This is a genomic window from Desulfovectis peckii, assembly GCF_055391705.1.
The window spans coordinates 612,695-631,648 of record NZ_AP042409.1 but is presented as its reverse complement, the minus strand read 5'-3'; the positions used below and the strand labels follow the sequence as shown (position 1 = coordinate 631,648).

General features: G+C 41.5%; 19 protein-coding genes and 1 riboswitch. Of the genes, 6 read left to right on the top strand and 13 right to left on the bottom strand.

Annotated elements, in window-relative coordinates; all coding sequences use genetic code 11:
• Positions 1 to 5 precede the first annotated feature (5 nt).
• Entirely contained in the window at positions 6 to 716 is a 711-nt protein-coding gene (locus tag ACZ5NG_RS03110; RefSeq protein WP_464252538.1) for a Crp/Fnr family transcriptional regulator, read from the bottom strand.
• Positions 717 to 905: 189 nt separating this feature from the next.
• Between ACZ5NG_RS03110 and ACZ5NG_RS03105 the strand changes: the two genes are divergently transcribed.
• Entirely contained in the window at positions 906 to 1,292 is a 387-nt protein-coding gene (locus tag ACZ5NG_RS03105) for an ATP-binding protein (RefSeq protein WP_464252537.1), read from the top strand.
• A gap of 247 nt (positions 1,293 to 1,539) precedes the next feature.
• Here the strand turns inward: ACZ5NG_RS03105 and ACZ5NG_RS03100 are convergent, their stop codons facing one another.
• Together ACZ5NG_RS03100 and ACZ5NG_RS03095 are read right to left on the bottom strand one after the other, a co-directional pair.
• A complete protein-coding gene (locus ACZ5NG_RS03100) occupies positions 1,540 to 2,217 on the bottom strand; it encodes a Crp/Fnr family transcriptional regulator (RefSeq protein WP_464252536.1) in 678 nt (225 codons plus the stop codon).
• 8 nt (positions 2,218 to 2,225) lie between these two features.
• Positions 2,226 to 2,960, bottom strand: coding sequence for a class I SAM-dependent methyltransferase (locus ACZ5NG_RS03095; protein ID WP_464252535.1), 735 nt, complete (start codon positions 2,958 to 2,960; stop codon positions 2,226 to 2,228).
• Positions 2,961 to 3,186: 226 nt separating this feature from the next.
• Between ACZ5NG_RS03095 and ACZ5NG_RS03090 the strand changes: the two genes are divergently transcribed.
• From ACZ5NG_RS03090 to ACZ5NG_RS03080, 3 genes are all read left to right on the top strand, one after another.
• Positions 3,187 to 4,185 (top strand): cytochrome c biogenesis ResB family protein, encoded by a 999-nt coding sequence (locus ACZ5NG_RS03090; RefSeq protein ID WP_464252534.1) that lies wholly within the window; start codon positions 3,187 to 3,189, stop codon positions 4,183 to 4,185.
• Between the two features lie 15 nt (positions 4,186 to 4,200).
• Positions 4,201 to 5,049: a c-type cytochrome biogenesis protein CcsB gene (gene ccsB, locus ACZ5NG_RS03085; protein WP_464252533.1), complete on the top strand. Its 849-nt coding sequence runs from the start codon at positions 4,201 to 4,203 to the stop codon at positions 5,047 to 5,049.
• Between the two features lie 99 nt (positions 5,050 to 5,148).
• Positions 5,149 to 6,363, top strand: a complete 1,215-nt coding sequence (locus ACZ5NG_RS03080) for an NAD(P)/FAD-dependent oxidoreductase (RefSeq protein WP_464252532.1) — start codon at positions 5,149 to 5,151, stop codon at positions 6,361 to 6,363.
• A 104-nt stretch (positions 6,364 to 6,467) separates the two neighbouring features.
• On the opposite strand, the gene ACZ5NG_RS03075 is transcribed toward ACZ5NG_RS03080, so the two are convergent.
• Complete coding sequence (locus ACZ5NG_RS03075; RefSeq protein ID WP_464252531.1) at positions 6,468 to 6,758, bottom strand: hypothetical protein; 291 nt, start codon at positions 6,756 to 6,758, stop codon at positions 6,468 to 6,470.
• Positions 6,759 to 6,990: 232 nt separating this feature from the next.
• Between ACZ5NG_RS03075 and ACZ5NG_RS03070 the strand changes: the two genes are divergently transcribed.
• Positions 6,991 to 7,608: a 50S ribosomal protein L25 gene (locus ACZ5NG_RS03070; RefSeq protein WP_464252530.1), complete on the top strand. Its 618-nt coding sequence runs from the start codon at positions 6,991 to 6,993 to the stop codon at positions 7,606 to 7,608.
• A gap of 153 nt (positions 7,609 to 7,761) precedes the next feature.
• Here ACZ5NG_RS03070 and ACZ5NG_RS03065 read toward each other — a convergent pair whose 3' ends face one another.
• From ACZ5NG_RS03065 to ACZ5NG_RS03025, 9 genes are all read right to left on the bottom strand, one after another.
• On the bottom strand, positions 7,762 to 8,058 hold the full coding sequence (locus ACZ5NG_RS03065; protein ID WP_464252529.1) for a hypothetical protein: 297 nt from the start codon (positions 8,056 to 8,058) through the stop codon (positions 7,762 to 7,764).
• 166 nt (positions 8,059 to 8,224) lie between these two features.
• Positions 8,225 to 9,307, bottom strand: coding sequence for a HigA family addiction module antitoxin (locus ACZ5NG_RS03060; RefSeq protein WP_464252528.1), 1,083 nt, complete (start codon positions 9,305 to 9,307; stop codon positions 8,225 to 8,227).
• Positions 9,276 to 9,623 carry a hypothetical protein gene (locus ACZ5NG_RS03055; protein ID WP_464252527.1) on the bottom strand — a complete coding sequence of 116 codons (348 nt, stop codon included), beginning with the start codon at positions 9,621 to 9,623 and terminating at the stop codon, positions 9,276 to 9,278. The genes ACZ5NG_RS03060 and ACZ5NG_RS03055 overlap by 32 nt, the downstream gene beginning before the upstream one ends.
• Positions 9,624 to 9,919: 296 nt before the next feature.
• Positions 9,920 to 10,780 (bottom strand): GGDEF domain-containing protein, encoded by an 861-nt coding sequence (locus ACZ5NG_RS03050; RefSeq protein WP_464252526.1) that lies wholly within the window; start codon positions 10,778 to 10,780, stop codon positions 9,920 to 9,922.
• Entirely contained in the window at positions 10,773 to 11,105 is a 333-nt protein-coding gene (locus tag ACZ5NG_RS03045; protein ID WP_464252525.1) for a hypothetical protein, read from the bottom strand. Before ACZ5NG_RS03045 ends, ACZ5NG_RS03050 begins: the two co-directional genes overlap by 8 nt.
• Before the next feature lie 914 nt (positions 11,106 to 12,019).
• Positions 12,020 to 13,120: a radical SAM/SPASM domain-containing protein gene (locus tag ACZ5NG_RS03040; protein WP_464252524.1), complete on the bottom strand. Its 1,101-nt coding sequence runs from the start codon at positions 13,118 to 13,120 to the stop codon at positions 12,020 to 12,022.
• 266 nt (positions 13,121 to 13,386) lie between these two features.
• Entirely contained in the window at positions 13,387 to 14,529 is a 1,143-nt protein-coding gene (locus tag ACZ5NG_RS03035; RefSeq protein WP_464252523.1) for a pectate lyase-like adhesive domain-containing protein, read from the bottom strand.
• A gap of 37 nt (positions 14,530 to 14,566) precedes the next feature.
• Positions 14,567 to 14,650: riboswitch (cyclic di-GMP riboswitch) on the bottom strand.
• A 227-nt stretch (positions 14,651 to 14,877) separates the two neighbouring features.
• The gene (locus tag ACZ5NG_RS03030; RefSeq protein WP_464252522.1) at positions 14,878 to 16,566 is read right to left on the bottom strand and encodes an S-layer homology domain-containing protein; all 1,689 of its coding nucleotides are present in this window, start codon (positions 16,564 to 16,566) and stop codon (positions 14,878 to 14,880) included.
• A 203-nt stretch (positions 16,567 to 16,769) separates the two neighbouring features.
• Positions 16,770 to 17,021 (bottom strand): hypothetical protein, encoded by a 252-nt coding sequence (locus ACZ5NG_RS03025; protein WP_464252521.1) that lies wholly within the window; start codon positions 17,019 to 17,021, stop codon positions 16,770 to 16,772.
• Positions 17,022 to 17,713: 692 nt separating this feature from the next.
• Here ACZ5NG_RS03025 and ACZ5NG_RS03020 point away from each other — a divergent pair.
• The gene (locus tag ACZ5NG_RS03020; RefSeq protein WP_464252520.1) at positions 17,714 to 18,820 is read left to right on the top strand and encodes an iron-containing alcohol dehydrogenase family protein; all 1,107 of its coding nucleotides are present in this window, start codon (positions 17,714 to 17,716) and stop codon (positions 18,818 to 18,820) included.
• Positions 18,821 to 18,954: the final 134 nt, after the last annotated feature.

Genomic DNA, 18,954 nt, shown 5'->3' with positions numbered 1-18,954 from the left:
GTTTTTTAATCCGTTTCCGCTATGGCGTTTAATTCTTCTATGTCTAAAATTGTTAATGCTTTCTTTTTTAAAGTCAGCAGTTTTTCTTTGCGAAATTCACTGATCACCCGGGAAGCCGTTTCTTGGGTTAAACCGCTCATATAAGCCAGGGTTTGCACCGTAATCGGCAGTTTTATTTCAATACCGTCGGCGGTACGGATACCTTCCTCCTTCGCCAGTCTTAAAATTACCGAAGCTACTCTGTGCCGTGCCCTTTTTAGTGATAAATCACGAATGGTTTTTCGCGACATGGCCAATTTAGATTCCAGTACCGTTAACAGCCTAATGGCCACTTGCGGTTTGGTCTGCACTAAATGATGATAATAATCTAACGGTATTTGGCAGTATACTCCGTCCTCATAAGCTTCGGCACTGACATCACACCTGCTGTTAACGTTTAATGAAACCGCACCGAATACCGAGCCCGGGCCGATAATATCCAGAATTTGTTCTTTCCCATCCATACTTTCGTAATACAACTTCACCCGGCCGTGCATAATGATATACAGGCCGTGGCATTCATCACCTTCCGCATAAATTAATTGCCCGGCCTTCATTCTATGTTTTTGTACTTGGCTTTGAAATTCCAGTAAATCGTCGCCTTTTAAATCACATACAATAGTCAGCTTGCGCACCGGACAGCCTTCGCATTTCCAAACGGGTGATTTTTCCTTCAAAATTAACCGCCTCCGTTGGATTAAAGGATACCTTTTTTAAAATATTTGCTATAATTGTCGGTTATCCTCTATTATATCTTACATTTGTGATCTCGATCATTTATAATAGTGATCTTGATCATTACAATATCGGTAAATAAGGCGCTAATATTAACGGTAGTTAGGAAAATAATTTAAGGAGTGAACAACATGGCAAAAGTAAAAAGACAAATTATAAAAATTGATGAAGAGAAATGTAACGGATGCGGTAAATGTGTCAGCCCCTGTGCAGAAGGAGCCATTGAAATTGTCAACGGCAAAGCAAAAGTAATTCGTGATGAATTGTGTGACGGGGCAGGTTTTTGCATCGGCGTTTGCCCTACCGGCGCTTTAACATTGGAAACCAGAGAAGCGGAAGAGTTTTCGGAGGAAGCGGTAAAAAAACATCTGCAGCAAAAAGAGCAGGTGCGTATTGAAGTGCAAAAATGCTTTAACTGCGGTAACACTGAAATGGATCGCCCGCTGCTGCCCTGCCGCAAAGAAGGCGAAAGTGTGTGGGTATGCACCAGATGCCTGCCGGCATTGATTCACGGGTAGGGTATATAAGGGTTGAAACGTTTGCATTGATGGTAGACGGGCAGGCATGCTTACCTGACCATACGGTTGAAAGCAACATTGCTGATAATTCGTAGGGCCCGGTCTTGGCCGTGCCGCTAGTTCAATTTAGCGGAACGGCCAAGGCCGTCCCTACATATGAATTAAGCTGCTGAATTAAATATCACTGCTAAAACCTCACATTTACGAAATCGGGCGGGGATGGAACCTCGCCCCTTATAGCGCAAAGTTACATTAAATTCCGCAGCTTTTGCCGGTCTTTAATGATGATTTGCCGGCGGTTGACGTCAATTAAGCCGGATTTTTTTAAATCACTGATTATTCTGTTGGCCGATTCCCTTGACGTGCCAATCATACTGGCCAATTCTTGATTGGTTAAAGCCATATCAATAGTAATACCTTCTTTCGCCGGCTTGCCGTATTCCGCCGCCATTTCCAGCAGCAGAAATACTAATCTGCGCCGCACATCATTTAACGCCAAATTCATTGCCCTTTCTTGAGCAATGCGCAGCCGCTTGGCCATAATGCTCAGCATGGCCACGGCAATATCGGGATTGTTGGCAATTAACTGCTTCATATCTGCATTTCTGATGACACCGATTAGCGAATTTTTTTGCACTTCCGCAGTAGCGGGATACTCGCCGTTATCAAATATCACTACTTCGGCAAAAACTTCGCCGGGGTAGATAAAACGCAAAATATGTTCCCGCCCGTCCTCGGTGCGCTTGGTAAGCTTTACCAAACCTTTTTTAAGGATATATATCGCCTCGCCGGGTTCTCCCTCAATAAATACCAAACTGCCTTTGGCATATTGGCGGTCTCTTACCAGGTGGGCTATTTCGGCCAAATAACTTTCATCTAAATCCGCAAACAAAGGGCAGCCTTTTAAATACTTAACGGTATCCATTTTTTCACCTATTTCTTATATGCTTTAACCACCAACGGCATGCTTTGGTCATCCACCGGTTTGCGGGTAAAACCGGCATAGAAATGCAAGTCGCCAAAGCCGGCTTGTTCTAAAAAGCCTGCCAGCTGCTGCGGACGCAACGGGCGCAGCTTTACACTGCCGGTATCCAGTGTCTTTTGTTGATCCCCGGTATTTATGGTTAACGAAGTAATAAAGTTAATTAAACCGTCATCCCGAAATTGATATTGCCGGGTAAAAAGCAAAGCTTTTTCTTGATGGCGAATATCCGGCAATTTAGTAACCTTTTGATCTAAAATATAATTGTAATTGAGAATTTGAATGACTAACAAACCGCCCGCTTTACATAATCTATACATTTCTTTTAAACCCGCACTTAAATCTTCATCGGTCAGCAAATGCACCAGAGAATTGCCGATACAAATTACTGCATCAAAGGGTGGCATATCCGGCAAACTTCTCATATCCCCCACCATAAATTTTACATTATCTATATTTTGCCGGGCCGCCTTTTGCTTAGCATATTTAATCATTTCTTCCTCATAGTCTATTCCGACTACATCCAGCCCCCAGCGAGCAAACTGCAAACTATAATTGCCGGTGCCGCAGGCTAAATCCAGTACTGACTTTACCCCCTGCCGTTCAAATTCTTCCTGAAAAAACTGCAGTTGTTTTTCTCCGGCCGGAAAAATGTAATCATAATAGGGAGCTAAATTGTGATACATAAATAAACCTCCTTTCCACCTGCCACGGGGACGTTCCTTGTGGCCGGTGGCTGGTTCCTTGTAAACACTTCTATTATACAGCAAAATTATCCGCTTAATGCAGCCTCTAGTATAATTGCTAATCTACGGTGAAAACATAAGCTTATAAAACGGCAGTGCTTTTAGAAAGCAATTATCGGTTTACCGATAGCTGTTTTTAAAAAAACACCAAGGAGAGATTACCCGTTTGAAAAAAGAAAGCAGAAGCATACTGCACTTTATAATGAACTTTTTAGCTTCATTGCATTTGGGTATTGCGCTGCTGATTATTGTGGCGGTGGCCGGCATTTGCGGATCGTTAATACCCCAAGGGCAACCGCTGATTTACTATCAAGATGCCTACGGTCATGCCTTGGGTTCATTTATGTTCTATGTGGGGCTTACCGCCGTGTATAAAAGTAGCTGGTTTATTGCCGCAGTGCTGACGCTGTTGCTAAATCTCAGCGCCTGCACTTATCGGCGGTGCATTAAAAATTTGCCGCAACTAAATTGGTGGCGGGCTTGCTCCGCCCTGCTGCACTTAGGGCTGGTAGCGGTAATTGTCGGCGGCTTAGTGAGCGGCTTTTTCGGCAAAAGCCACTACTTTGAGGTGCCGGTAAACGGGATTGTTCAGACGTCTGCTCATGGTTATCCCTTTGATTTGCGGGTAGATAATTTTGAAATTGACTATTACCCGCAAAATGAGGCATTCGAGCCGCCTCAACCAAAACAATACCGCTCTGTTCTTACGGTATTGAAAGACGGCCAAGAGCTGCACAGGGAAGAAATTAAAGTAAACCACCCGTTAAATTTTCAAGGTACAAAAGTATATCAAGCAAATTACGGCTGGTTAATGCAGGGCAAAGTTACCAATGAAGGAAAGACTAAAGAGTTTAAAATATCCGCCGGCAAAGCACTGGCCCTTGACGATCATTACTTAATGAAAGCAATTCCGGCAAGCAGCGACATGACGGCGGCAGATAACAGCGTGCTTTACAGCCTGCACTGGGGGAATAATCAGCCTTTTTTAGGCCGGGCAGAGCTTAATGAAAAAATAGAGCTTCCCTGCGGTACCGTTCAATTTACCGCCGTAAAACCCTTTACCGGCTTAGAAGTAAAGCAGGATCACGGCGTTCCGATAGTAATGGCAGGCTTTGTATTAACTACAGTAGGCATAATACTAAGGCTATGGGTTTGCAAAAGTTAAAAGGGGGGCTTTTACATGTACTACAACTGGGGGGTAAACTTAATAACTCTGGCATTTAGCGGTTATGTAATCAGCAGTTTGCTATATTTAATTGTCCCTTGGATTAACCGCGATTTTTTGGGCAGGCTGGCTTACTGGACAGCGGCGGTATCCTTTGCGGTACACACCACTGCCTTAACCATGCACTCATTAGCAGCAAACCGCCTTCCTTTTGCCACCATGCAGGAATTTATCCTGTTATTTGCTTGGGGTATTGCTTTAATTTATCTGTTTGTGCAAGCACGGTTTAAAATTCCCTTGTTAGGACTGTTGGTACTGCCGATAACCATTGTGCTGTTAGCCTATGCATCTGCCTTAAACAGCGGAATCCGTCCGCTGATGCCGGCGCTGCAGAGCTACTGGCTGCATATTCATGTTGCGGTAGCAGTGCTTGCTTATGGCGCCTTTGCGGTATCTTTTTGCCTGGCCGTGCTCTACCTATTAAAGGCCAGAATGACCGGCCACGGGGACGTTCCTTGTGGCCGGCAGGGTAGCGGCAAAAGCTCACTGTGCCTGCCGGCATTAGATAGGCTGGATAACTTACTGTATCGCGCGGTTGCTTTTGGTTTTCCGTTTATGACCCTGGTGTTAATTACCGGTGCTGTTTGGGCCGAACAAGTGTGGGGTCGCTATTGGAGCTGGGATCCCAAAGAAACTTGGGCACTGATAACCTGGATTATCTATGCTCTTTACCTGCATGCCCGCTTCACCCCCGGCTGGCGGGGCAGAAGAGCGGCTTGGATGGCGGTAGTTGGCTTTGCAGCGGTTATCTTTACCCTGTTTGGCGTAACAATTTTTATGCCCGGCTTACACAGTTACGGCTAGTAGCATCCACGGAAAACCTGCCGCGGGGACGTTCCTTGTGGCTGGTAGGAGCTTCCGCGAAAATGTCCCTAGTAGCTGGTTTAGTAAGGAGGCAGAAAAGTGGCTAAACAAAACATCGTGGTATTGGGAGCCGGTTACGGAGGGCTGAAAGTTACTCAGCGGTTAAATCAATATTTGGGCCACAGCAGCCAATATCAGCTGATGTTAATCAACAAACATAACTTTCATATGTTTATGACCCAGCTGCACGAACATGCTGTCGGCAGCTCAAAAGAATATCAACTAAAGGTGCCGTTAGATGAAATTTTAAAAAACACCGCTGTTAGATTTATTAAAGGTTGGGTTGACGATATCGATTTAGAAAATAAAATAGTAGTGGTAAATCACGGGGAAATAAAAGTTCCCTTTAAATATTTAGTGGTTGCTTTGGGCAGCGAACCGGAATACTTTAATATTGAAGGATTAAAGGAACACAGCGTCAGTCTGCGCAGTTTGCACAGTGCCGGCAAAATTCGCCGTGAAATCGAGAATATATTAAACCAAGCAGCCCAAATGCCGCCCGGCAAAGAAAGAAAAAGAATGTTAACTTTCGTGATTGGCGGCGGCGGTTTTACCGGGGTGGAATTTGCCGGCGAGCTGGCAGAAAAGCTGCAAAAAATTAAGGATCAATATGGGTTAAAACAATCTGACTACAAAATAATTTTAATAGAAGGAGCCCCTGAGCTGCTGCCGGGAATGCCCACCGACATGGCTGATTATACCAAAGAAACCCTGCAGCAAATGGGTGTGGAAGTGCACACCGGTGAACTGATCAAAAAAGTAACCGCAGATACCGTTTATTTAAGTTCCGGAAAGAAAATTAAATATCGCACCTTACTGTGGGCAGGCGGCGTTCGCGGTAACCGGGTATTAGCCAAGTCTAACTTTAAAACAGACGCCAGGGGCCGGGTGCCGGTTAACCAGTACCTGCAATACGTTGACGACCCAAACATTTATGTGGTTGGCGACAGCGCCTCGGCGAAAAACCCCCAAACCGGCTGTCCGGTAATACCTACCGCTCAAGCCGCCCTACAGCAGGGTGAGATATGCGCCTACAACATTTACGCCGACATCAGCGGTAAAAACAAAAAAGTTTACCGCCCGGCAGTGCTGGGTACGCTGATTTCCATTGGCAGCAAAAAAGGGTTGGGTAAAATAAAAGGCTTTAAACTTAAAGGTACCGCTGCCGTGTTACTAAAAGACTTAATACCCATAAAATATCGCTACTCATTGGGCGGACTAAAACTACTGAGCAAAAGTTATGTAAACAAGTAGCACCCACAAACCTGCCACAGGAATGTTTCTTGTGGCAGGTTTTCCTTTTGTGCCACATCACCTGCCATGGTGACCTTCCTTGTGGCCGGGTTTGAGCCCGTTTATCATAGCACTTTGGTATTAAATGCACCCCTTGACATTATATATACATCTTTATTTTTGCTTTTTAAATAAACTTTTGTACCCAGCTGCTTACTGCAATTGGGGCAAAATAATGCTCCCGGTTTATCGGACAGGTCAACGGAGCTTTTAACAATTCTGTCTAGATGCATTCTCAATAAACCGCCTTTGCCTACTTTTTGATACACAGCTATATCGGTTTTGCAGTAGCCACAGCGGATAAGTAAAGTATGACTACCTTTAACCTTCCGGTAATAGGGGTTTTTATAAAACAAACAATCACCTTCCTCCAGGGGGCCTGCCAGGTGTGCCTCATGAAATAAAACGCCACCCCAGCGATAGTTTATTATAACCCTTAGGCGGTGTCAAACAGCGTTAACTCTTTGATTGCAGAATTACAGGTCGCCCTTGACAGCTTTCAAAAAGAAGGATTTTTCACTAATAATTAGAATATATTTTAAGGAACTGTCAAAATACGATATTGTTTTCTAGGGGGAGGATGATAACGTGCAAATACCTACAATAGCTGTTAAAAAACGTCAAGAAGTAGGTAAAGGTACGGTAAATCGTCTTCGCAAAAAAGGTTTTATACCCGGAGTCCTTTATGGAAGCAATATCAAAAATTTAACAGTTTCAATTTCCGAAAAAGAGTTAAGAAAAATAAACCTGGATTCCACCCATATTATTAAGGCGGTTGTGGACGGAGAAAGTGAACATACTGTTTTGATTCGTGAATACCAAAGGCACCCAATTAACCAAAAAGTAATTCATTTGGATTTGTACGAGGTTTCGTTGACTGAAAAGTTGAGAACGGTTATTCCTTTAGTAATTACCGGAAAACCCAAAGGGGTTACTCAAGGCGGTGTTCTGCAGTTTGGTATTCGTGAAGTTGAAATTGAATGTTTGCCCACAGATATTCCTGAAGATATTGATGTTGATGTAAGTGATTTAGAAATCGGAGATATGAAAAAGGTTGGGGATTTGGTAGCACCTTCAGGAGTAACTATCTTAACGGATCCCGAGCAAGTCATAGTAACTGTAGTTGCACCTGTGCTTGAAACAGAAAGCGAAGAGGAAAAAACAGAAGAGGCAGCTGCACCCACCCCGAAATCTGAAGAAGCTTAAAAATAAGAAGCTTTGGGACAAAACCCCAGTAAACAAAGAATAGCGTGGTGTTTTGAGGCACCACGCTTCTTTTGCCTGCCACGGGGACGTTCCTTGTGGCCGGTGAGAGAAGTACCACAACCTGCCATAAGCACCGTCCCCATGGCAGGGGTATTATCGATAGTTATTTAATCTTCTGCTATTGACCTTTCCCCTAATAATCCAATAAGTTACATTTCCGTTGTATTTGCCTTTCTTTGCAAGCTCTTCTTTACAGTTAGAACACACTAAATTACCTTCGTGTTCTTCAAGATTCACTTCAGATTCTATAATTCTAGGAAGTTGTAGCTTTATTAAATTCCCCTTTCCCCCTTTTGCGTATATTACCATAGGTGTTTTACAATTACCACAAGAAACTTCAAGCGGAAAGGTGTTTCGTCTCTTTCTATATCTAGGGTTTTTGTATTTCATACCGCCATCTACCCCCTAAAACAAAATATATAACGAGGGAGCAGAGTTTTCAACACAGAGGATATGTTCCTTTAACCCGCCATTTTCTAAGCACAGCAACCGGCCAAAAGGTACGTCCCCGTGGCGGTCCTACATATAAACAAAGCCTCTGCTTAAGGTTTCAAACTCACAGTTCATACTTGATCTTTTCTGTTGAATATTGGTGGTATTTTAGATGCTTATCTCGTTGAAGCCTGCCTATTAGGATATAGGTGGGAATACCCTGAGTAGCACAAAACTTTCTGATGCTTGGCAAAGAAAAATCTTCTTTTCTCACAAAATTATCATACTCTGTCGGATCAATTAAAGTATTTGCGGCAAATTTGTCCGCCCTATCCTCTATCTCACCTTTTGCAAATTCGTAGTCAATCAACTTATCCTCAATATCTCCGTTTATGATGTGCCCAATCTCATGGAAAAATGTGAACCAAAATATATCTGCAAATTTGCGTCTCGTAGTCATAAGTAAATTTAAGGTGCCGTCATCGTTCTTTTTAATCACCCCTTGAACAGGTGCACCCCTGAAATGTTTAACAATGGAAAATTTAATTCCACACTCAGCCAAATAATCTTTTAGGCGAGGTTGTATAGCAGCCACATCTTCAAACATCAGTTCTTTTATCAGAGGAATTTTATCTTTTAATTTATCAATATCCAATTGCTGTTTAACTTGCTGTTCCTTTACTATCAAGTCACACATCCTAAGCCAGGTGAATAAAACGTACGGATCAACGCTAGTATCTTTAGCCAAACGATAGGCACCTGCTTGGGAAACTTCAGGTATACGTACTAAGCTGCTGACATTTAATAGTTTCCTTAGTTGAATGACAAGTATTGGTCCGTAAGCTCCCTGTTCTAAGAAGCCTATTTGTTTAAGGTGCTTTACAATGCTATTTAACCTTTTTAAAATCTCAAACTCCTCGCCTGAAATTTCATTGAGCTCTTCAAAATCCGAAAGTTCCTTATCATAATTAGCTTGCAGATTAATCCAAAAACTAGCATCGATACCTAAAGCATATTCCAACTTTTTGGCAAACCTAACTGATATAGCTTTTTGACAATTGACCACACTACTGACATACGCTTCTGTCACATCAGTTCTTATGGCTAATTCTTTTTGACTCATGCCTCGATCTTCAAGAATTTCTTTTAAGGTTTCTCCAGGGTGAATAATAAATTCACGGGATAAGCCATTCTTGTTTTTGACCATGATAATCCATCACCCCCTCTATGATTACTGAATCACATTTCGTTAAAGAAGCAGGATCTAAGCTTTCTGCATCCGGCCTAACAATAAGCCTAATGTTACCGCTAATACTAATCCCATAACAGCCCTTTAGATTTCCGCTTAATGAGTGAGGTTTTCCAAGCCCGGTACTTAGATATATGCTAAAATTAGCTGCCGCCTCTAATTGATCACATCGCTTCTTGATAGTTCTGGTTAAATCTTTCCCTAATTTCGTACTCATTAGAGCAAAGTTACTAAAATATTTTTCTACTGATGGTTTTTTATATATTAGCTTCACTCCCTGCACGCCACCCAACTTAACCATTTGGTTAATTTAACTAATTGGTTAATTAGATTATAATCTCGCATCAATTTTTTTACAAGAAAAATTTAACTCATGATGCCAAGAAAAAGAAAGCGCCCCGTGAGAAAGCACTAAATCGCTGCTTCCCTACGAGGCAGGTTATAGTTCCTTGCTATGGTTAGTATGGGTTAAATCAATTAAGTAAAACGATCCAGTTCGAATGATAAGCTGCACTTTCGAAGCACTGCAACCGGTCAAAAGAACCGTCCCCATGGCTGTAGGCACCTCCACTAACCGCTGGCCTCTTTTTCTATCAGGTTTTTGTTTTTATGTTTAGCTCTATATAATAGCCGATCAACCTTCTTTAATAAACCGGTTGACTCGTCACTATCTACTTCTATAACACCACCGCTAATCGTTACTACTAAATCACTTTCCCATTCCAACTCCAGTATCTTTTGGCGCACACGCTCCATCATGGCGTGTCCTTCTTCCTTGTCGGTGTCAGGCAAAATAATTAAAAACTCATCGCCTCCATAACGCCCTATTATGTCATTTTTCCTCAGGTTACTTTTTATTGTCTTAACTACCCTCTTTATGACATAATCTCCATACAAGTGCCCGTAGGTATCATTTATAATTTTAAAGTTATCAATATCTACCATGGCAACAGTCAGTTTTTTCTGTTTTTTACGCGACGCCTCAATCTCTTCCTTTAAGCGAGAAGTAATAAACCTTTGATTAAAAGCTCCTGTTAAATAATCTGTTATTGACAGCTTTTGCAGCTTTTGTTTTTCTTCATACAACAGCCTATTCAATTCTTCCGCTCTTTCTTTAGCCTGCATATACTCAGCATTTCTTTTTTCCAACATCCTGTTTTTAGCTTCTATCTCTTTATTTTTTTCCTCAAGGGCGGCCAGGTATTGCTCAGATTTTTCGAGCTCCTCTATATAGCTATCTATAAGAACAGCAATTAAAACTACGATAGAAATCAAACAAATAAACAAGCCAAAAGATAAATCTATATATCTAACTAACTGGGAATCATATACTGTCACTAAATCAGGCCTATGATACTCAACAATTATTAAAACACCAACAACTAAAGCGAAAAGGAAAAAGATTACTTTTCTCTTTAATCCATCAAGCAATAAGGCAATTATCCCGGCATTTATAATTATATAATATGGAATGCTGGCGTAAGTCCCCCCGGTAACGAGCCATATGGTTGGAAAAAAAAACAAAACTTAACAAAATAACTACTATCAATGACAGTAGCTCATAATTCTTGCTGATTTTGAAGGCTATATATAACCCTACAGTAATAACGCCACAAGTTAAGGTTATTAATGTTTCTACTGTTCCAAAATCCAAAAGATAATTAATTAAACTACATGAAAATGACATAAAAATACCTACCAGAAAAACCACATTAAATATCCGGTGCTTTAGAGAAGTATTTTTTTTGCCTTTCATTTGTAATCCCCCAATAGCCGGCCAGCGCCGGTATTGATTATACAATGATAAAGCACATTCCAAGCTGATATGCAATTCCAACCTGCTATTGCCTATTTTTATTCTGAGATATAATAAACTTTTTTCAACAAAATAACTGGTTTTTAGAGAAAAATCGTTTTGCTTTGACACAACGTAGGCAAGAAAAAAGCACCCTTACACCAAGTGCTAATACATGACCTTCAGCAGATAGCTAAAGAGCGTTCAGAAATAACCCCCAATTCCGGTAAAAAAACAAACCATTGCCTTTAAAGAGCTTGATTTCTCCCAAGGGGTGCTGAGGGTAATCCCTTTCCAGCTCTTTCTTCACTTATATAAAGCATCTTAAAGCAAAGAATAACAACACCAAAAACTCCGCTCTCATTGGCAAGTACCAAAAAATCACCCGGTCTTGGAAGAAAGTTATTATGTAATCAATATTTTGTCATTACCTAAATCAGTAAAAGCCGTAAAACAAACATCTACAGAGATTGTAAATTATCTAAATCTTCTTAAAAATGATGCAATGACTTGTTTTTCCAATGTCAATATTATCTAAATTCTTCAACTATAAGGAAAACCCTTCTAATTATATGTATTTTTTGTAAGTTATTTATCAAGCCGCTATGGGCACTTGCCACGGGGTGTTTAGGGCTCGTTCCTTCATTTAGCGATCGCACAATGAGGGTTGGTTGTGGTTTAATACAGGTGGTAGGGCAAAAAATACACATCGTAATACATACCGTGCTGACTTTTATTTGTGAAGTCTGCAGATGAGGGATGTTAAACACCTTCAAAGACGTTGTTGTAAGCGTCAAACCGGCACCCATGGGCTCCATGGAGACGCTCCTTTTGGCAGAAAACCACCAGCCAAAAGGAACGTCCCCGTGGCCGGTCTAGGCACCATATAGTTTATAACAGGTGGCGCATTCCGGGGAAACCGGGTTATTCTTTAGGGCATCCCGGTATTTGCGCTCGGCAAATCTGGTTTTGGTGAAGTCGGAGATGTGATACAGCCAGTTAGAGAGCATGGCATCGTAGGCGGCCTTGCGGGCAGCAAAGGGTTCGCGGAAGCGAACATAGTCATCCCGCTTCCAGATCTCTTCAAAGGAAGCCTCCGCGAGATTGCCAAAAACCTTTTTAGGAACATCAGTGGCCTTTCCTTTAAAGTAGCGCGGGTTATTTGGCAGACCCAAGTAGGTACAGGGGGTCACATCGCCGTTGGCGGTGATATAAACAAATTCATTGGGGTTTAAATCGCAAACCGCAAGTTCAGTTTTTATATGCAACGGATAACTGCGAAAGGGGAACCCCCTATCCCGCGCCACTTTCTCCGCTTCAGATATATATTTCAAATGGGCTGGGTCCGGTTCTTCCTGGTAGGCAAACACTTTGCTCTGATCTGCCCGGGCGTCAAAAACATAATCCAGATTTGTGGTGTAAAGCTCATCTACACCCAAATTAGCCGCGGCAGCCACTGCGGCAGGCAGTTCGGCAATTGATTGCTTAGTCAGCATGTATGAAAACTTAACGATGGGTAACACACTTTTATGTTGCTTCTTAGCCTCAATGAGATCCCGCACGGCCGCAAATATGGCCTTTAAATCCGAGCCCACCCGTATCTTGTTGTGCGTTTCGGGTGTGGCACCGGCAATGGAAATGGAAACCAGATCCAGGCCAGAGGCGCCCCCTTCAAAAAGCCGGGCCAGATTTTGATCATCAAAATAGCTGCCGTTGGTGGTTAGCCCCACCTTGGCCCCGGTTTTTTTCGCCAAGGCAACCATAGTCCACAGGTCCGGGTGCAGAAAAGGCTCGCCCCAGCCCTGCAAATAAACCCAGTTGGTATTAGGGAAATATGGAATTAAATCTTTATAAAGTTCGAGCGGGAAAAACCGGGGTTCCCGAGCCGATTTTATGTAAGTGGTAGGGCAAAAAGTACACTTTAGATTGCACACTGCGCTGACTTCTATTTGCATTGCCTGCAGATGAGAAATCATGAAATTACCTCCAAAGTTGTTGTAGAGTTTGGCTTTATAAAAAGCTTCAAAACTAAAAACTCAATATGTTAACATTATAGCATGGAAGAAGATGGTATAAAAAAAGAGCCTCATGGGGCTTTCCTTATGGCAGTTCACCTGCCATAAGGAACGTCCCCGTGGCAGGTGTGCCATAAAGTGAAAGGTCACCTGCATTTAGGTGACCTTTCTTTCTTTCAGTTTCTTTCGTTGTTACGATTAATTAGGGATTTCCCTCGATGAAGATTTTATTTTTCTAGCTGTACAGCATAAATCTTAACATTGTATTTACCATTTTCTTCAGCAGTTACCTTGAAAGTTGTTGTTGCTTCTCTAAAATCAAAGGTAAATCCACCATTTAGATTGCCCCAATACCAGTAACCATCACCTTCGCCAAGCTTCTGTTTTTCCTCACCATTTACAAGCTCAACGGCTTCAAAGTTACCACCTTGTACATCTATAATATAGAGAACGTTTGGAATTGCTACACCAGCAACATTATTTTTTGCACTTACTGAAACCTCAAAAGTACTATCAGTAGTACTATCAGGTTTTTCTACCCATTTTAACTCAATAAATTGTGAATTTGCTTTGTCCTTGTAGTATTGTACTTGTGATTGTGTTGGATTTCCATCATTATCATATTTTAAAACTCTAATGGGGTGATACTCATCTATTCCTTTAACATGTCCACTTACTTTATCTTCCCAGATTGTTGGCTTGCCAGGAGCTTCTGAAGTGTTTTCTATAGTTGCATTATTTACATCCAATGATAAATTACCTATTCCTAATGTATCACCAGATACTTCAATACCACCAAATTCGTTGTCGCTTACATTGATAGTTCCGTTTAAGGTTACTGTTGAACCGTTAACCAGCAAAGCTGCGTCTCCGCCGCTACCTGTGTAACCATTAATAGTTACATTAGTTGCTCCATATACTTGGATGCCGTAAACACCTTGCCACCCTGTTTCTGCTGTCATTTTAATATTTAAGTTTTCAATTGTCACACCGTCTGCTGTAACAAGTAACCCGTTTCTTTTTCCGTTAGCTCCTTCATTTAAAGCATCCGTGAATGACAAAGTTTTGTTATTACCTTTAATTGTTACTGATCTGTCTACTAATATTGTTTCGGTAATACTTGAAATATCACCTGTAATATTGATTGTCTTTACATTATCATCTGTTAGCGCTGTCTTTAACTCGTCTATATTAGCTACTTCTTTTTCTTCACTTGGTTCTTCACCTACAGTAATTGAACCTTCTAGCACATTAGAAATTACCTTTCCATTAACTCCATCGGGGAGTCCGGTTTCTGCCATTGCCGCTGATGTCATTACCAGCAAAAATGCTAAAGTAAGTGCAAATACTATTGAAATTCTCTTCTTCACTTTATAACCTCCCTGTTCACTTTGATCTTCTCAATTAGTTGGCAACCAAGCTGCCATTAGTTTCCGAAAGGCTCTTTAGCTTTGCGTTCTCGCCTTTCGACAGGTTTTGCCTTTTTTAATTCTCAACAACTAACCAACATCTTTTACTTAAACACCTCTGTTTTTTCAACTTCACCCCTTTCCCAACATATATTTATTGCCTGTTGTAGTTAGTAACGCAAAAAGGGAATACCCGAATTACTCGGGCATCCCCTTCATTTGCCTCTGTGGACTTAAGTTGGGTGCATGTCCGCGCTTATTGCTCATTGTTATTTATGGCATTATATTGTCATAAATAGTTGGGCCAAATTACTTAGTTACTTCAAATTCGGCTTCCAAGATATTAGAGATTACGTTAAATTCTTTTACCGGCCCCACCGGCTTACTTTCTACCGTTCCTTTATAGTTGCCTGTTCCTGTTGCTTTTACTTTAATCCATTTACCTGCATCGGCCTCAGTAAGCGTATAAGTCTTATTTGTTGCTCCTTTAATGTTGGTGTATGTGCCATCTTTACTGCCGCTACTCATCCACTGATAATTAACCTTTGCTCCAGATGGCGTTACTTCAGCCGTCAATGTTTCTCCGACATTAGCAACACCTGTCACTTTAATAGCAGTTACCTCAACCTTACTATCACTATCACTGTCACCACCACCGCCACCACCGCCACCGCCGGTGGTTCTTCTTTCTTCACTAATTTCCTTGCCTTGTGTTTCTTTCGGCTCAATTTCTGATTTTACACCATCAGCATTTACATTGGCGGTGTCAATTTCACCTTTACCTTTGATGGTTATCTTGGCGTCTATGGTCATTTCTTCTACTTTGGTGTTTTTAGCCAGATTAATTTCTGCGTCTTCAGCGTCTTTGGTAACGGTTAGGTCTTTAATGCTGCCTTTTTCTAAGGAAACTTTTACCTCAGCAGCTGCTACTTCTATGTTTGTAAAGTCACCGGAGAGTGAGATTTTTGCATCTTTCGGTACCTCTTGGGTAACGGTTACATTTTCAAAGCCGGGGCCGCTAATGCTTAGTTCTACCAAGGTTGCCCCAGATTCCAGTTTAACTATTTTTACTGAGGTTTTGCCTTTGGCAACTATTCTTACCCCGTCTTTATCAACAGTGATACTCGGCAGATCACAGTCAACTAACTCGACACTGTTTTTGCCGCCGCCTTTAATAATGGTTTCACCTTTAACAGTAATGTTTTTCAGGGTTACGTCCCCATCGCCTATACTTTCAGCTAAGAGTAAGTCACCGGTAATAACTAGGTTTTGTAAGGTAACACCAGAAGCACTAATGGTAACGTCACCTTCGATAGTTTCAGTACCGCTTGCCGGTCCGTAGGTGCCGGCTTTATCGTAGTTAATTTCAGCCGGTTCTACAGGTTGAACTGCACTTGGCTGAACTGCCCGGTCTAAGGTAACAATTGCTTCCGCCCGGGTAATTGATCTGGTTGCTTTAAAGGTTTGGTCAGGGTAGCCGCCCATATAGCCTTTTTCAACTACCGCGGCAATTGAGCCTTTGCTCCACTGCGGTATGGCTTGCGCGTCTTTAAAGCTGTTTACTATATTCGGGTTATCTGCTTCCAGCTTTAAGATTCTGGCCAACATTGAGGCCACTTCTTGCCTGCTAATTTGGCTATTGGGTTTTATTGTACCGTCCTGGTAACCTGAGACATAGCCGGCGGCTTTAGCTTTGGCAATTTCACCGGCATACCAATCAGTTGGTGAAACATCACTAAAGTTAATTTCCGCCGTTTCGGTATAACCTAAAGCACGGTTTACTAAGGTAATAAACTCTGCTCTGGTTATACTGTTATTGGGTTTAAATGTTCCGTCAGTGTAGCCTTTAGCCAAGCCTTGGTTTACCCACTTGTTTATTTGGCTTTCTGCCCAGTGCCCTTGAATATCAGTTGGCTGGGCAAAGCTAGGCCCGGCAAAAGTTAAAAGCATACACACTGCAAGCATTAAGGCAATCGATACTTTAAGCTTTGCTTTCAACTTTCTCCCTCCCTCAGACTTTTTAAATAAAATGATTAAAACAATTGTAGATTGGGTTTAATAGGTTAATTTGTCACTTCTTTAAAGTCTTTTATTAAAAAAGGCAATACAAGTGCATTTGCAATTTTTCTTGCATTTGCACACACTTGTATTGCCTCTTTGGGCTTTACTTTTTGGTTATTAACTTGTTTTTTGTACCAGTCTTACTTTACTTCTACGCTTTCTATGCCTTTGGTTTTTATTTGCATTATCCGCTTACATTTATTGCACTTAATTTCGATGGTATCTTCTTTAATCACACACAACAGTTTGTTGCAAGAACATCTTTGTTGTTTTTCGGTTGCTTGATGCTTGTTACCGGACAGTAAATTGGGTTTAATAACTAACTTGCACCTCCTTAAATTTTCATTAAAAAAGGCAATACAAGTGCGTACGCATTTTTTGCATTTGCACACTCGTATTGCCTCTTTGGGCTTTACTTTTTGTTAATTTGTTCTTTTTTGTGCCGGTTTTATTTTACTTCTACACTTTCTATACCTTTAGTTTTTATTTGCATCATTCGTTTACATTTATTACACTTAATTTCGATAGTATCTTCTTTAATTACACACAGTAATTTGTTGCAAATACATCTTTGCTGTTTTTCGGTTGCTTGAAATGTATCTTGAATTGCCAAAAAATCACCCCGTTGCTGAAAAGAAAGTTGTTTACTTTTTCATTACCTTATAGTGGAAAAAAACCGTAATAATAAAAAATAAATTACGGGTTAGGTAAAAAAATATGCGGTTTTCTTGCTTTGGCCACTTAATAGTGCTACCTTTTGCTTTGTTTTTCCAGATATGCCTTAAATTCTACATCTATTAGGAAAATCCTCCTAATTGCTTGTAATTTTCTGAATATAATTATCGAAAAAATTTGATGGTATTTACCGTATAATCTAATATTATTTGATTTATCGACAATAAGCTTTTTGATTTAACATTGTTATTTAGGTAGAAACTATTGGGTTTATTCGCTGTGCTTTTTGTAAGCGGGGGTGTTGTCGTATATTTGCCCCTACAATTGCCCAATAAGAGCCGGTCGTTGCATTTGTGTTTTGTTGGTATAAAATAGTATCGGTGCTGTTTTTATATAAGGAGGGGTTTGATTGCAATTTAAATTTCGATGTCCAACCAAGATTTTTTTTGGCAGCGGCTGCATTAATGAACACAGTAATCAGTTGTCTTCTTTGGGTAAGAAGGCGTTAATTGTTACCGGCGGCAGTTCAGCCAAAAGAAATGGGTCTTTAAAGGATGTGCAAAATGCTTTAACAAAAGAAGGCATAAGTTACCGGCTGTTTGATCGGGTAGAGCAAAACCCAAGTTTAGCTACTGTTTATCAGGGAGCGCAGTTAGCTAAAGATTGGGGTGCGCAGTTTGTCATTGGTATCGGCGGCGGTTCACCGATGGATGCCGCTAAGGCCATTGCCATATTAGCGGTGAATGATCTCAGTGAAGAAGATTTAATGGCCCGCAAGTGGACAAACCGCCCGCTGCCGGTTGTGGCCGTGCCTACCACCGCAGGAACGGGCAGTGAAGTTACCCCTTATGCGGTGCTTACCGTACCTTGGGCAAAAACCAAAAGGTCTATTGGCGGCGATGATTTGTTCCCGGCACTGGCCTTGATGGATGCCCGCTATACGATAAACCTGCCGTGGGAAGTAACCGTTAACACGGCGATAGACGCCTTGGCTCACAGCATTGAGGGCTTTATTAATACCACGGCTTCAATATATTCTGATTTGCTGGCTTTAGAGAGTATTGCCATTATCGGTTCGGTGCTGCAAAATATTGATGCCGAAAATATTACCCTCAATGAGCGGGAAAAGTTGCTTTACGCTTCAATGCTGGCCGGAGTCGTTATTGCTCAAACCGGCACTAATTTTATTCACTCTTTGGGGTATCCGTTAACTTATTATAAAGGGTTGCCGCACGGTTTGGCTAACGGGGTGTTATTGCAGGCTTCTTTAGAGTTTATGGCTGAAGGCAGCCCGCAGCGGGTTGAGCAGATTGTAAAAGCATTTGGTTGTAATGATATTGCCGCATTGGGTTCGCTGTTAAACAAATTAATGCAGAAGGTGGATATTAAACTCTCTGACGAAGAACAAAAATTATATGCACAACAAACACTGCAGAGTAAAAACATCGTTAAATGCCCCCGTCGGCCAAATGAGGCAGATATTTTGCAGATTTTAAAAAGAAGCAATCTTGTATAGGCGAAATTTGAGAACAGCCCTCCGAAACAGGGGACGGCAGACTGTGTAAATAACGAGCATGTTTTTGCTTATAAATTCACACTGCCGTTCATTATTCCCGGATTTTGGTAATTAAAATGAAACCAAAGGAGGTA

What these genes read in the sequence shown, in the direction of transcription:
- ccsB (WP_464252533.1), top strand. Translation starts at nt 4,201, where the DNA reads ATGTACTACAACTGGGGGGTAAACTTAATAACTCTGGCATTTAGCGGT.
- ACZ5NG_RS03105 (WP_464252537.1), top strand. Translation starts at nt 906, where the DNA reads ATGGCAAAAGTAAAAAGACAAATTATAAAAATTGATGAAGAGAAATGT.
- ACZ5NG_RS03065 (WP_464252529.1), bottom strand. Translation starts at nt 8,058, where the DNA reads ATGAAATACAAAAACCCTAGATATAGAAAGAGACGAAACACCTTTCCG.
- ACZ5NG_RS03060 (WP_464252528.1), bottom strand. Translation starts at nt 9,307, where the DNA reads ATGGTCAAAAACAAGAATGGCTTATCCCGTGAATTTATTATTCACCCT.
- ACZ5NG_RS03045 (WP_464252525.1), bottom strand. Translation starts at nt 11,105, where the DNA reads ATGAAAGGCAAAAAAAATACTTCTCTAAAGCACCGGATATTTAATGTG.
- ACZ5NG_RS03095 (WP_464252535.1), bottom strand. Translation starts at nt 2,960, where the DNA reads ATGTATCACAATTTAGCTCCCTATTATGATTACATTTTTCCGGCCGGA.
- ACZ5NG_RS03040 (WP_464252524.1), bottom strand. Translation starts at nt 13,120, where the DNA reads ATGATTTCTCATCTGCAGGCAATGCAAATAGAAGTCAGCGCAGTGTGC.
- ACZ5NG_RS03100 (WP_464252536.1), bottom strand. Translation starts at nt 2,217, where the DNA reads ATGGATACCGTTAAGTATTTAAAAGGCTGCCCTTTGTTTGCGGATTTA.